General features: G+C 60.2%; 16 protein-coding genes. All 16 read right to left on the reverse strand.

Annotated features, from left to right (window positions below; translation table 11 throughout):
* Window positions 1-8 precede the first annotated feature (8 nt).
* The gene (gene bamB, locus PMI20_RS27385; protein ID WP_009045434.1) at window positions 9-1,160 is read right to left on the reverse strand and encodes an outer membrane protein assembly factor BamB; all 1,152 of its coding nucleotides are present in this window, start codon (window positions 1,158-1,160) and stop codon (window positions 9-11) included.
* Window positions 1,153-1,794, reverse strand: a complete 642-nt coding sequence (locus tag PMI20_RS27390; RefSeq protein ID WP_007929540.1) for a tetratricopeptide repeat protein — start codon at window positions 1,792-1,794, stop codon at window positions 1,153-1,155. Before PMI20_RS27390 ends, bamB begins: the two co-directional genes overlap by 8 nt.
* Before the next feature lie 40 nt (window positions 1,795-1,834).
* Window positions 1,835-3,124, reverse strand: coding sequence for a histidine--tRNA ligase (hisS, locus tag PMI20_RS27395; protein ID WP_007929539.1), 1,290 nt, complete (start codon window positions 3,122-3,124; stop codon window positions 1,835-1,837).
* Between the two features lie 22 nt (window positions 3,125-3,146).
* A complete protein-coding gene (ispG, locus tag PMI20_RS27400; protein ID WP_007929536.1) occupies window positions 3,147-4,256 on the reverse strand; it encodes a flavodoxin-dependent (E)-4-hydroxy-3-methylbut-2-enyl-diphosphate synthase in 1,110 nt (369 codons plus the stop codon).
* 3 nt (window positions 4,257-4,259) lie between these two features.
* Window positions 4,260-5,294: a RodZ domain-containing protein gene (locus PMI20_RS27405; protein WP_007929535.1), complete on the reverse strand. Its 1,035-nt coding sequence runs from the start codon at window positions 5,292-5,294 to the stop codon at window positions 4,260-4,262.
* Window positions 5,294-6,052 (reverse strand): type IV pilus biogenesis/stability protein PilW, encoded by a 759-nt coding sequence (gene pilW, locus PMI20_RS27410; protein WP_007929533.1) that lies wholly within the window; start codon window positions 6,050-6,052, stop codon window positions 5,294-5,296. Before pilW ends, PMI20_RS27405 begins: the two co-directional genes overlap by 1 nt.
* Before the next feature lie 12 nt (window positions 6,053-6,064).
* Window positions 6,065-7,213 carry a dual-specificity RNA methyltransferase RlmN gene (rlmN, locus tag PMI20_RS27415; protein ID WP_007929531.1) on the reverse strand — a complete coding sequence of 383 codons (1,149 nt, stop codon included), beginning with the start codon at window positions 7,211-7,213 and terminating at the stop codon, window positions 6,065-6,067.
* A gap of 29 nt (window positions 7,214-7,242) precedes the next feature.
* On the reverse strand, window positions 7,243-7,668 hold the full coding sequence (gene ndk, locus PMI20_RS27420) for a nucleoside-diphosphate kinase (protein WP_007929529.1): 426 nt from the start codon (window positions 7,666-7,668) through the stop codon (window positions 7,243-7,245).
* Window positions 7,669-7,762: 94 nt separating this feature from the next.
* On the reverse strand, window positions 7,763-7,963 hold the full coding sequence (gene iscX / locus PMI20_RS27425) for a Fe-S cluster assembly protein IscX (RefSeq protein WP_007929528.1): 201 nt from the start codon (window positions 7,961-7,963) through the stop codon (window positions 7,763-7,765).
* Between the two features lie 14 nt (window positions 7,964-7,977).
* The gene (fdx, locus tag PMI20_RS27430; RefSeq protein ID WP_007929527.1) at window positions 7,978-8,319 is read right to left on the reverse strand and encodes an ISC system 2Fe-2S type ferredoxin; all 342 of its coding nucleotides are present in this window, start codon (window positions 8,317-8,319) and stop codon (window positions 7,978-7,980) included.
* A gap of 3 nt (window positions 8,320-8,322) precedes the next feature.
* Complete coding sequence (gene hscA, locus PMI20_RS27435) at window positions 8,323-10,185, reverse strand: Fe-S protein assembly chaperone HscA (protein WP_007929526.1); 1,863 nt, start codon at window positions 10,183-10,185, stop codon at window positions 8,323-8,325.
* Window positions 10,186-10,236: 51 nt separating this feature from the next.
* The gene (gene hscB / locus PMI20_RS27440; protein ID WP_007929525.1) at window positions 10,237-10,758 is read right to left on the reverse strand and encodes a co-chaperone HscB; all 522 of its coding nucleotides are present in this window, start codon (window positions 10,756-10,758) and stop codon (window positions 10,237-10,239) included.
* A gap of 8 nt (window positions 10,759-10,766) precedes the next feature.
* Window positions 10,767-11,090, reverse strand: coding sequence for an iron-sulfur cluster assembly protein IscA (iscA, locus tag PMI20_RS27445; protein ID WP_007929524.1), 324 nt, complete (start codon window positions 11,088-11,090; stop codon window positions 10,767-10,769).
* A 48-nt stretch (window positions 11,091-11,138) separates the two neighbouring features.
* Entirely contained in the window at window positions 11,139-11,525 is a 387-nt protein-coding gene (gene iscU / locus PMI20_RS27450; protein ID WP_007929523.1) for a Fe-S cluster assembly scaffold IscU, read from the reverse strand.
* A gap of 102 nt (window positions 11,526-11,627) precedes the next feature.
* Window positions 11,628-12,842 carry an IscS subfamily cysteine desulfurase gene (locus PMI20_RS27455; RefSeq protein ID WP_007929521.1) on the reverse strand — a complete coding sequence of 405 codons (1,215 nt, stop codon included), beginning with the start codon at window positions 12,840-12,842 and terminating at the stop codon, window positions 11,628-11,630.
* A 50-nt stretch (window positions 12,843-12,892) separates the two neighbouring features.
* Window positions 12,893-13,384: a Fe-S cluster assembly transcriptional regulator IscR gene (iscR, locus tag PMI20_RS27460; protein ID WP_009045442.1), complete on the reverse strand. Its 492-nt coding sequence runs from the start codon at window positions 13,382-13,384 to the stop codon at window positions 12,893-12,895.
* Between the last annotated feature and the right edge of the window lie 172 nt (window positions 13,385-13,556).

Genomic DNA, 13,556 nt, shown 5'->3' on the forward strand with positions numbered 1-13,556 from the left:
TCAAACCATTACTTGATGGTCAGGGCTTCCAGTTTGCCGCTGTTGCCATACACATAAATCATGTTGCCCACTACCAGCGGACGCGCACGCAGACCATCGCTGTCGATACGCTCACGGCCAACGAAGCGACCGTCAACCTGGCTCAGCAGGTGCAGGTAACCTTCCAGGTCACCGACCGCCACGTAGCTGGAGAAGACTTCCGGGGCCGACAGTTGACGGCGGGCCAGCGAGTCGTTGCTCCACAGCGCAGTGGTGGAACGCTCGTCGATGCTTTCGACGGTGCCAGAGGACAGGCTCACATAGACGCTGCCGAAACCTTGAGCGACACCCGCATAGCTGGAAGCATCGCGCTGCCAGAGCGGACGACCGCTTTCCAGGTCCAGCGCCGCTACGCGACCCTGGTAGCTGGCGACATACAGGGTGCCGCCGGACAACAGCAGGCCACCGTCGATGTCGACCACGCGATCCAGCTCGGAACGACCTTGCGGAATAGCCACGCGCTGTTCCCACACCGGCACGCCGTTGCGGATATCCAGGGCCACCACTTTACCGGTCGACAGACCGGCGACCGCCAGGCGGTTGGTGGTGATTGGCGCACTGGTGCCACGCAGGGTCAGTACCGCCGGGGTGCTGTCGTAAACCCACATCTGGTTGCCGGTGGCGGCATCGAGGCCAATCACACGGTCATCCTGGGTCTGGACCACCACCACATCGCCATTGGTGGACGGCGGAGCCAGTACTTCACTGGTCACCCGCGCGCGCCACTTCTCTTCGCCGCTCGAAGCGTCCAGAGCGACCACTTCGCCCTTGAGGGTACCGATCATGACCAGGCCGTAACCCACGCCAACGGCACCGGACACAGGCAACTCCAGGTCCTGTTTCCATTTGACGTCGCCATTCATGCGATCCAGTGCCTCTACCACTCCAGTGACGTCGGCGGCGTAGATGGTGCTGCCGTCGATCGCCGGAACCAGCATGTTGTAGGTTTCGCCCTGGCCGTCACCGACCGAACGGCTCCACTGTTTCTGCAGGACCACTTCTTCTTTGAAGTCGACCAGTTCGGCAGGTGGCAATTCCTTCTTGCTGTTGCTGCTGCAACCCGCGGCCAGAACGGCCAGAGCCAGCAATGCTGCATGTTTCCAACGGATCACGTCACGCATCCCCTTTGGCCAGGTCGTCCAGCTTGATTTGTAGGCCACCGACCGCCGCTTCATCGGACAGCGCGGCCTTGGCTTTTTCATACGCAGCATGGGCTTCGTCGGTACGGCCCAATTGGACCAGCAGGTCGCCCTTGAGCTCTTCGCGAGTGGCCAGGAATGCCTTGTCGGCATCGCCTTCGAGCAGCTTCAGCGCTTCGTCAGCCTTGTTCTGCGCGGCCAGGACCTGGGCCAGGCGCTGACGGGCGATTTCGCCCAGCGTCGGGTTGGCCGGCTTGTCGGCGATGGCTTTGAGTTCGGTCGCTGCGTCGTCCAGCTTGCCGGTGTCGACCGCCACCTTGGCGACGAACAGGCTGCCGTATTGCGCGTAGGCAGTACCGCCGAACTCACTGTTGAGCTTGCCGGCCAGGTCTGCAACACGGGCTGCATCCGGCTTGCCGTCAGGCGTCAGCGTGGTCTCCAGCAATTGCTGATAGAGCATCGAGGCGCCTTGCGATTGATTGTTCTGATACTTGTGCCAGGCCTGCCAGCCGAACACGATGACCAGCGCCAACAGGCCGCCGGTGACCAGGGGCTTGCCGTTGCGCTGCCACCAGTCCTTCAAATCCGCCAGCTGTTCATCTTCGGTACTCGACACCCCAATACTCCTTATTCGCTAAATCGGCTGTTTGACAGCTTCAACCCTGCACGACGCAGGTGGCCAGGTGTGCAGCGAGCGCATCCCAGGCAATGCTTTGTTGTTCGCCCTGGCCACGCAGGGGTTTGAAACCTACCACTTGCTGGGCCAGTTCGTCGTCACCGAGGATCAATGCGTACAACGCACCGCTCTTGTCGGCCTTCTTGAACTGGCTTTTGAAGCTGCCGGCACCGGCGTTGATCTGCAGGCGCAGGTTGGGCAACTGGTCACGAATCCGTTCACTCAACGCCAGAGCAGCCAGTTCGGCGGCTTCCCCGAAGGCGCAGAGGTAAACGTCGACCTGGCGCGAGATCTCTTCCGGGATCTGCTCCAGAGTTTCCAGCAGCAGTACCAGACGCTCGATACCCATGGCGAAACCGACACCCGGGGTAGGCTTGCCGCCCATCTGCTCGACCAGGCCGTCGTAGCGGCCGCCGGCACAGACGGTACCCTGGGCACCGAGCTTGTCGGTGACCCATTCGAAAACGGTCTTGCTGTAGTAATCCAGCCCGCGCACCAGCTTCGGGTTGATCACATAAGGGATACCGGCGGCATCCAGACGGGCCTTGAGCCCCTCGAAGTGCACGCGGGACTCTTCGTCCAGGTAGTCGGCCAGCTTCGGCGCGTCCACCAGTACGGCTTGAGTGTCCGGGTTCTTGGTGTCGAGCACGCGCAGCGGGTTGGTTTTCAGGCGGCGCTGGCTGTCTTCGTCGAGCTTGTCCATGCGTGCCGAGAGGAACGTCACCAGCGCATCGCGATAACGCGCACGGGCTTCGGCGGTTCCCAGGCTGTTCAGCTCGAGCTTGACCGCGTCACGGATACCCAGTTCACCCCACAGGCGCCAGGTCAGCACGATCAGTTCGGCGTCGATGTCCGGACCGTCGAGGTTGAAGACTTCGCAACCGATCTGGTGGAACTGGCGATAACGGCCTTTCTGCGGACGCTCATGACGGAACATCGGGCCGATGTACCAGAGTTTCTGCACCTGGCCACCGCCAGTGATGCCATGCTCGAGCACAGCGCGCACGCACGCCGCGGTGCCTTCCGGACGCAGGGTCAGGGAGTCGCCGTTACGGTCGTCGAAGGTGTACATCTCTTTTTCGACGATGTCGGTCACTTCACCGATGGAGCGCTTGAACAGCTCGGTGAACTCGACGATCGGCATACGGATCTGCTTGTAACCGTAGTTATCCAGCAACCGCGCAACGGTGCCCTCGAAATAGCGCCACAGGGGCGTCTGCTCGGGCAGGATGTCGTTCATGCCACGAATGGCTTGCAGAGACTTGCTCACAAAAAATCCTTAATTCGTTCGATTAGCCGCGCGCGATCAGCGCTGCGTCGGCTTCGACCTTTTCGGCCGCTTTCTCGCGGATCAGCTTTTCCAGTTGATCCACAAGATTGTCATTCGTCAGTTTCTGCGACGGCTTGCCGTCGATGTAAATCAGGTTCGGCGTCCCGCCGGTCAGGCCGATATGCGCCTCTTTGGCTTCGCCCGGACCGTTGACCACACAACCGATGACCGCCACGTCAAGCGGTACCAGCAGATCCTCGAGACGCCCTTCCAGTTCGTTCATGGTCTTGACCACATCGAAATTCTGCCGCGAGCAGCTAGGGCAGGCGATGAAGTTGATGCCACGGGAACGCAGATGCAGGGACTTGAGAATGTCGTAGCCGACTTTCACTTCTTCGACCGGGTCAGCCGCCAACGAGATGCGAATAGTATCGCCAATCCCTTCGGCCAGCAGCATACCGAGGCCCACGGCGGATTTCACCGTGCCTGAACGCAAACCGCCGGCTTCGGTGATACCCAGGTGCAGCGGCTGGATAATTTCCTTGGCCAACAGGCGATAGGCCTCGACGGCCATGAATACGTCGGAGGCTTTCACACTGACCTTGAAGTCCTTGAAGTTCAGGCGCTCAAGGTGCTCGACGTGGCGCAGGGCAGACTCCACCAGCGCCGCCGGGGTCGGCTCGCCATATTTCTTCTGCAGGTCTTTTTCCAGGGAACCGGCGTTGACGCCGATACGGATCGGGATCCCGCGATCACGGGCCGCATCCACCACCGCACGCACGCGGTCTTCACGACCGATGTTGCCGGGGTTGATCCGCAAGCAATCGACGCCCAGTTCGGCCACGCGCAAGGCGATCTTGTAGTCGAAGTGGATGTCGGCAACCAGCGGCACCTTGACCTGTTGCTTGATACGGCCGAAAGCTTCGGCCGCGTCCATATCCGGTACGGAAACCCGCACGATATCGACACCGGCGGCTTCCAGACGGTTGATCTGGGCCACAGTGGCCGCCACATCGTTGGTGTCGCTGTTGGTCATGCTCTGCACGGCAATGGGGGCATCGCCACCCACGGGTACCGAGCCGACCCAGATCTTGCGGGACTCGCGACGTTTGATTGGAGATTCGCCGTGCATGACTTATTGACCTAACTTCAGGCGAGCAGTCTCGCCACTGGTGAACGGAGCCACATCGACCGCTTGTCCGTTGTAGCTGACCTGCGCACCACGGGCATAACCCAGGCGCACGGCAAATGGCGGCTTGCCGGAAACATCGGCGGTCTCGCCCTTGCGCTTCAGGCCACTCAACAACACTTTACCGCTGCCGTCGGTGATCTGGGTCCAGCAATCGGCTGTGAACTGGATCTGTACCTGACCCGCGCCGGCTACAGGCGCGGCGGCGGGCGCAGTTGGAACTGCCGGGGCAGCCGGAATAGTCGCTGCTGCGACCACGGGCGCTACAGGGGCAGGCGCGGCCGAAGCGCTCGGCGCTGGTGCCGCCGGTGCCACGACCACTGGAGCAGGAGCAACCGGGGCCGCAGGTGCGGCAGCCGGAGCACTTGGCGCAGGAGCCGCTGCATCCGCAGCGGTCTGGCCTGGAGCCGGGGTTTCAGGCAGGGCCAGGGCGGTTTCGCCCTCGGTCTGGCCTTCCACGACCGCCTGGTCTTCCGGCTCGTCGATCGGATGAATCTGCGTGGTGCCGTCGGCCCCTTCGACTTCGACGTGTTCCTGATTGAGGCCAACCAGCTCCTTGGTGCGCACGGACGTTTGATCCTGCCACCAGATAAAGCCACCACCGATCACCGCGATCAGCAGCAACAGGCTGACGATGCGCAAAATGGTGTGGGAAACCCGTACTGGCTCTTCGATACGGCCGAGGCTGTGCACATTGCTGCCCTGGGAATCGGTGCCCGTGTATTGGTCGAAGGCCTGGACCAGAACGGCCTGGTCCATCCCCAGCAACTTGGCATAGGCACGGATATAACCGCGGGCGAAGGTATGCCCCGGCAGTTTGTCGAAAGCGCCGGCTTCCAGGTTGCTCAACGAGCTTGCGGTCAGATTGAGCTTGAGGGCCACTTCAGCCAGCGACCAACCATTGCTTTCGCGGGCCTGACGCAGGGTCTCACCGGGGTTGACGCGAGTCGCTGCTAGAACTTCGGGATGCGCCGCTTTCATCATTGCTCCGACAGGTATTGCTGATATTCCGGCGTACCGGGATAGAGTCGTTTTAATTGCAGGCCGTAACTGGCGGCCTTGTCGCGATCTTCAAACACCGTTGCCAGCCGAACGCCGAGCAATAGACTACGTGCATTTTGCTCGCTCAGCAGGCTAAAACGATCGTAATAGTCGCGTGCGGGCACATAATGCCTGTCTTCGAAGGACAACTCAGCCATTTCCAGCAATGCGCGAGGCTGCTGGCGGTTCAGGCGCAGGGCTTTTTCCAGCTGTTGCCGGGCCAGGTCACGCTCACCCAGCATCGCGGCGGTCATGCCAAGGTTCTCGAACACTCGGGATCGCTCGGGGTACAGGGTATCAGCAGCCGCCTGTTCAAAGCGCTGATAAGCATCTTTGTAACGTTTTTCTTCAAAGAGAAAGCTGCCGTAGTTGTTCAGGATACGGGCATCGGAGGGACGCGCAGCCAGGGCCTTGCGGTAATGCTGGTCAGCCAGCTCGGGTTCCATTTCGGCCTGGAACACCAAGGCCAGAGCGGCATTGGCGTCAGCATCGGACTCGTCCAGCTCCAGGGCCTTTTTCAGCGGCACTTTCGCCCGTTCGGTCATGCCTTGTTGCAGATACCCCAGGCCCAGCTGAACATAGGCCTCACGCGCCTCGTCCCGCCCCTTGCTTGTCTTCATCGGGTTGAAATCCCCCGAAAGAACACAGCCAGCCGACAGGCTGACAAAAAGCAGAAGCAGCGCGACGCGCAAGGTCATGGAGATCCTCTCTCAGGTACGATTCGCAGCGCTTTGCGGCATATCGGCGTCGGCGCTCAACTCGCGCACGGCGATATAACGTTCGCTACGACGGGTGCGATCCAGCACCTGCCCGACCAGTTGTCCACAGGCCGCATCGATGTCTTCGCCGCGCGTGGTGCGCACGGTGACGTTGAAGCCTGCGTGATGCAGTTGATCCTGGAACCGGCGAATGGCGTTGTTGCTCGGCCGCTCGTAACCGGAGTGCGGGAACGGGTTGAACGGGATCAGGTTGATCTTGCAAGGAATGTCCTTGAGCAACGCGATCATCTCGACAGCGTGTTCAACCTTATCATTGACGTCCTTGAGCAGCGTGTACTCAATCGTCAGCACACGTTTCTCGCCCAGCGACGACATGTAGCGCTGGCAGGACTCGAGCAGCATCTTCAGCGGGTACTTCTTGTTGATCGGTACCAGCTGGTTGCGCAGCGCATCGTTCGGTGCGTGCAGGGACAACGCCAGGGAGACATCGATGTGCTTGGCCAGCTCATCGATCATCGGTACCACGCCGGAGGTCGACAGGGTCACGCGGCGCTTGGAAATGCCGTAGCCCAGGTCGTCCATCATCAGGTGCATGGCCGAGATGACGTTGTCGAAGTTCAGCAGCGGCTCACCCATGCCCATCATCACCACGTTGGTGATGGCACGGTCGACGGTCGCCGGGACGCTGCCAAAGGATTTGTTGGCAATCCACACCTGGCCGATGACTTCGGCGGCGGTGAGGTTGCTATTGAAGCCTTGCTTGCCGGTGGAGCAGAAACTGCAGTCCAGGGCACAGCCTGCCTGGGACGAAACGCACAAGGTGCCGCGTTTGCCCTGGGGAATGTAAACGGTCTCGACGCAGCTGCCGGACGCCACGCGCACCACCCACTTGCGGGTGCCATCGCTGGAGATGTCCTCGCTGACCACTTCCGGACCACGAATTTCGGCAACGGCCTTGAGCTTTTCGCGCAAGGCCTTGCCGACGTTCGTCATGGCGTCGAAATCATCGACGCCAAAGTGGTGAATCCATTTCATTACCTGACCGGCACGGAAACGCTTCTCCCCGATTGAGTCGAAGAATTTTTCCATTTCCGGTTGAGTCAGACCCAACAGGTTAGTTTTGCCAGTCGATGTAGTCATGGTTTCACCTTCACTCACGGGCCTTTGGCTTAGCGAGTGGTCACTTCGGTGGAAGCGAAGAAGTAAGCGATTTCGCGTGCAGCAGCGGCTTCGGAGTCCGAACCGTGAACGGCGTTGGCGTCGATGGATTCAGCGAAGTCAGCGCGGATGGTGCCGGCAGCAGCTTCTTTAGGGTTGGTAGCGCCCATCAGCTCACGGTTCAGAGCGATAGCGTTTTCGCCTTCCAGAACCTGAACGACAACCGGACCGGAAGTCATGAAAGCAACCAGCTCGCCGAAGAAGCCACGAGCGCTGTGCTCAGCGTAGAAGCCTTCAGCTTCGGCTTTCGACAGTTGCTTCATTTTCGAAGCTACAACGCGCAGGCCAGCTTTTTCGAAACGGGTAACGATCTCGCCGATGACGTTTTTTGCAACAGCGTCAGGCTTGATGATGGAGAAAGTACGTTGAACAGCCATGGTGTAACTCCAGAAACGGTGATTAAAGCGAAAAATTAAACCCGCGAATTATACGCGGGTTTATAGGGATTGCCTAACTGCGTACGGGACAGACTCAGTCTGCTTCTTCGATCCAGGCGGCCTGAATGGCTTCAAGAACCTTCTCGCCACCGCGAGCCGGATCGTCGCTGAATTCCGGCAGCGCCAGAACCCATTGGTGCAGATCGACAAAGTTTACGTACCGCGGATCCACATCCGGCTTGGATTCAGCCAGCTGGATCGCGATTTCCAGCACATCAACCCATTTCAGACTCATGATGATTCCTTGAATCAGTGCGGCGCTTCGGCTGCATGGTTGAGCGAGTATTTCGGAATTTCGACGGTCAGGTCTTCCTCGCCGACGATCGCCTGGCAGGATAGACGCGATTGCGCCTCCAGGCCCCAGGCTTTGTCCAGCAAGTCTTCTTCCAGCTCGTCGGCTTCGTTCAGCGAGTCGAAGCCCTCGCGAATGATGCAATGGCAGGTGGTGCAGGCGCAGACGCCGCCGCAGGCGCTCTCGATCTCGATGTGGTTGTCATGCGCCACTTCGAGAATCGAGGTACCCGGGGCAGCCTCTACAACCAGGCCATCCGGGCAAAACACGGCGTGTGGCAGAAAAATGATCTGCGGCATCAGTTATTCCTCGATTTCATTCAGATTGCGCCCCGCCAGAGCGGCTTTCACCGTCGAGTCCAGGCGGCGGGCAGCAAAAGCATCGGTCACTTGCGACAGACGCTTGGTCTGCTGCTCGATGGCGTAACCATCGGTGCCACGCATCAATTCACTCAATTCCTGCATTTGCAGCTCGATGACCATGCGCTCTTCGGCATCCAGCAGACGCTCGCCGTCCGCCTCCAGAGCGCCCTGCACCGCCTCGATCAGGCGCTGGGCATCGACCTGCTGCTCACGCAGCACGCGGGCGACCTTGTCGTCGCTGGCGTACTGGAAGGAATCCTTGAGCATCCTGGCGATTTCGCCATCGGTCAGACCGTAGGAGGGCTTGACCTGAATGCTGGCTTCGACGCCCGAGCCCAGCTCGCGAGCGGACACGCTCAGCAGACCGTCGGCATCGACCTGGAAGGTCACGCGGATCTTCGCTGCCCCGGCGACCATGGCCGGAATGCCGCGCAGTTCGAAACGCGCCAGGGAACGGCAGTCGCTGATCAGCTCGCGCTCGCCCTGCAGCACATGAATCATCATGGCCGACTGGCCATCTTTGTAAGTGGTGAAGTCCTGGGCCCGGGCAACGGGGATGGTGGTGTTGCGCGGAATCACCTTCTCCATCAACCCCCCCATGGTTTCCAGCCCCAGGGACAGCGGAATCACATCAAGCAGCAGCAGTTCGCCACCATCGCGTTTGTTACCGGCCAGGGTATCGGCCTGGATCGCGGCACCAATGGCCACCACCTGGTCCGGGTCGATCTCGGTCAGCGGCTGGCGACCGAACATTTCGGCGACCGCCTCGCGAACCCGTGGAACACGGGTCGAACCACCGACCATGACCACTGCCTGGACATCTTCCAGCTCGACATTGGAATCACGCACGGCGCGACGGCAGGCCTTGAGGCTGCGCGCCACCATTGGTTCGATCAGGGCATCGAAGGCTTCGCGGGTCAGCGGTGCCGACCAGACGCCATAGGTCACATCGACCGACGGGGCATTGGTGAGCGCTTCCTTGGCGGCACAGGCGATTTGCAGCAGATTACGCTGCTTGCCCGGATCGAGATCGGCGGACAGGCCGGCATTCTCAATGATCCAGCCGGCGATCGCATGATCGAAATCGTCACCGCCCAGGGCGCTGTCGCCACCGGTGGCCAGCACTTCGAAGACACCGCCGGTCAGGCGCAGAATGGAAATATCGAAAGTCCCGCCACCCAAGTCATAAATGGCCACCACGCCTTCGGCGTGCTGATCCAGACCATAGGCCACGGCCGCCGCGGTCGGCTCGTTGAGCAGACGCAACACATTGAGACCGGCCAGCTTGGCCGCATCCTTGGTCGCTTGACGCTGCGCATCGTCGAAATAGGCCGGAACGGTAATCACCGCCCCCACCAACTCACCGCCCAGGGTCGACTCGGCGCGCTGGCGCAGGACCTTAAGGATATCGGCGGAGACTTCCACCGGACTTTTCGGGCCCTGGATGGTGTCGATGAACGGCATGTGCGACTCGCCGTCGACGAAGCGGTATGGCAGCTGCTCGCCCAACTGCTTGACGTCGGACAAACCACGCCCCATCAAGCGCTTGACCGACAACACAGTGTTCAGGGGATCGGCAGACGCCGCCAGCCTGGCGGACTCGCCCACCTCGACACGGTCGGCGTGATAGCGCACGGCAGATGGCAGGATGACCTGCCCGCTGACGTCGGCCAGCGGCTCGGAAAGACCACTGCGCAAGGCAGCGACCAGAGAATTGGTAGTACCCAAGTCGATCCCCACAGCCAGGCGACGCTGGTGCGGTTGAGGACTTTGGCCGGGTTCAGCGATCTGCAGTAGGGCCATGTTTATCTGGACTTATCTGTATATCAGGCGTGCGACCGGAGCGGCACTGGGTTAATCGTCGAGGCGCTCTTCTAACTGGCGCACTTCGTAGGTGAGCTTGTCGAGGAACTGCATGCGCCGCATCAGGCGCTCGGCCTGTTCGCGTTGCGCAGCATCATCCCAACAGGCTGCGAAGCTTTCGTTCAATTCATCCTGGGCCACTTTCAGGCGGCGCTTGAAAGCTGCAATACCGGCCAGATCGGCCTCGTCCTGCAGATCCTCGAGCTCTTCGCGCCACTGCATCTGCTGCAGAAGGAACTCCGGATCGTGCACCGTGACCTCCAGCGGCAGCTCATGGCCGCCCATCGCGAGCAGGTATCGCGCGCGCTTGGGAGGACTCTTGAGAGTCTGGTAGGCCTCGTTGAGGCTGGCGGATTGTTCCAGCGCCAGCCGCTGCTCACGCTCGGAAGCGTCAGCGAAGCGGTCCGGATGAACGGCACGCGCCAACTCACGGTAGCGCGTGGCCAGCTGCTCGAGATCCAGGCGGAAGCTCGGTTGCAGCTCAAATAAAGCGAAATGACAAGGAGTACCCACGAGCCGCCTCAGATGTTGAAGCTTTCGCCGCAGCCACATTCACCGCGCACGTTGGGGTTGTTGAACTTGAAGCCCTCGTTCAACCCTTCCTTGACGAAGTCCAGTTCGGTGCCATCCAGGTAGGTCAGGCTTTTCGGATCGATGATCACTTTCTCGCCATGACTCTCGAACACCTGATCGTCTTCACCGATCTCGTCGACGAACTCCAGGACATAGGCAAGGCCGGAACAGCCCGTGGTGCGAACACCCAGACGAATCCCATCACCTTTGCCGCGCCCGTTGAGGGAGCGCCGCACGTGTTGAGCAGCCGCTTCTGTCATGCTGATAGCCATCGTGACTCCTTACTTGTCGCTCAATCTGTGAAAGCTGATCCGCGAAAATCAGATCAGGCCTTTCTTCTGCTTGTAGTCGCGAACGGCGGCCTTGATGGCGTCTTCGGCGAGTACCGAGCAGTGGATTTTCACTGGCGGCAGGGCCAGCTCTTCAGCCAGCTGAGTGTTCTTGATGGTCTCTGCTTCATCCAGAGTCTTGCCTTTCATCCACTCGGTAGCCAGGGAGCTGGAGGCGATAGCCGAACCGCAACCATAGGTCTTGAACTTGGCGTCTTCGATGATGCCTTGTTCGTTGACCTTGATCTGCAGGCGCATCACGTCGCCGCACGCCGGAGCGCCGACCATGCCGGTGCCGACATCAGGATCTTCCGCGTTCATCTTGCCGACGTTGCGCGGGTTCTCGTAGTGGTCGATGACCTTTTCGCTGTAAGCCATGATTCTTAATCCTCACTCATCAGGGCCGCTCTTGAGCCCCTGTAGTTACGCCTGCGTCAGTCGCCGCGTCGCTACAGGAGCTGTACCTGGCGGCTTCTATATTTAGTGTGCCGCCCACTCGATCTTCGAGATATCGACGCCGTCTTTGTACATGTCCCACAGCGGCGACAGAGCGCGCAGCTTGGTCACGGCCTCGCAGACTTTCTGCGCGGCATAATCGATTTCTTCTTCGGTGGTGAAGCGGCCGAAGGTGAAGCGGATCGAGCTGTGTGCCAGTTCGTCGTTGCGGCCCAGGGCGCGCAGTACGTACGAAGGCTCCAGCGAAGCCGAGGTGCAGGCCGAACCGGAGGAAACCGCCAGGTCCTTGAGCGCCATGATCAGCGACTCGCCTTCGACGTAGTTGAAGCTCAGGTTCAGGTTGTGCGGTACGCGGAAGGTCATGCTGCCGTTGATGTACAGCTCTTCCAGGTGCTCGACCTGCTTGTAGAAACGGTCGCTCAACGCCTTGATGCGCAGGTTTTCGGCAGCCATGTCTTCCTTGGCTACACGGAAGGCTTCGCCCATGCCAACGATCTGGTGGGTGGCCAGGGTGCCGGAACGCATGCCGCGCTCGTGACCGCCGCCGTGCATGGTCGCTTCGAGGCGAACCCGCGGCTTGCGGCTGACGTACAGAGCACCGATACCCTTAGGACCGTAGGTCTTGTGGGCGGAGAAGGACATCAGGTCGACTTTCAGCGCCTGCAGGTCGATGTCGACCTTGCCGGTGGACTGAGCCGCGTCGACGTGGAACAGAATGCCTTTGGAACGAGTCAGCTCGCCAATAGCGGCGATGTCGTTGATGGTGCCGATTTCGTTGTTCACGTGCATGATCGAAACCAGAATGGTGTCGTCGCGCAGGGCGGCTTCAACCATGGCCGGAGTGATCAGGCCGTCTTCGCCCGGCTCGATGTAGGTGACTTCGAAGCCTTCACGCTCGAGTTGGCGCATGGTGTCCAGGACAGCCTTGTGCTCGATCTTCGAGGTGATCAGGTGCTTGCCCTTGGTGTGGTAGAAATGCGCGACACCCTTGATTGCCAGGTTGTCGGACTCGGTGGCACCGGAGGTCCAGACAATTTCACGCGGGTCGGCATTGACCAGGTCAGCCACTTGGCGACGGGCATTTTCCACCGACTCTTCGGCTTTCCAACCGAACACGTGGGAGCGGGACGCCGGGTTACCGAAGTTTCCGTCGACCAGCAGGCATTCACTCATCTTTTGCGCGACACGCGGATCAACCGGGGTGGTCGCTGAGTAATCAAGGTAAATCGGCAATTTCATGGACTCTCTCCTAAATCAGGCTGGCTGGCGTGCCGCTAGCTCTTTGGCTGTCATTCGACGGCGGACGCTTCAATCTTGTCCAGGTGCTGCGCCTTGCCATTACAGCGGCGCTGATCCTGACGCTGGGCTACTTCTTGCACCTCACGGCGAGTCACAAGGTCAGCCAAGCTGATACCGCTCAGAAATTCGTGAATCTGCAGGCTCAGATCGCACCACAGGTGGTGGGTCAGACAGGTGTCGCCGGAATGGCAATCGCCCTGGCCCTGGCATTTGGTTGCATCGACCGACTCGTTCACCGCATCGATCACCTGGGCCACCTGAATGCCTTGCATGTCACGCGACAGCTGGTAGCCACCGCCTGGACCACGCACGCTGGACACCAGATTGCTGCGGCGCAGCTTGGCGAAGAGCTGTTCGAGATAGGACAGGGAGATGCCTTGGCGCTCAGAGATATCGGCCAGGGACACCGGCCCATGTTGCGCGTGCAACGCCAAGTCAAGCATGGCTGTTACCGCGTATCGGCCTTTTGTAGTCAGTCGCATGGACAAGTACCACGGAGTGTTTCGGGATGGGAGCGAGTATGCAATTCCCGAGTAATTAAGTCAACTATAAGACCTACTACTTTAGTCAGGTTTACCCGCAAAAGAGCGCGCGAATCATAGCAAAGTCTGCAGGGTAATGGCACGCCCTGGATTTGCTCGGTGACTAATGGGT

Origin of the sequence: Pseudomonas sp. GM17 (assembly GCF_000282175.2) — a bacterium.
GTDB lineage: Bacteria > Pseudomonadota > Gammaproteobacteria > Pseudomonadales > Pseudomonadaceae > Aquipseudomonas > Aquipseudomonas chlororaphis.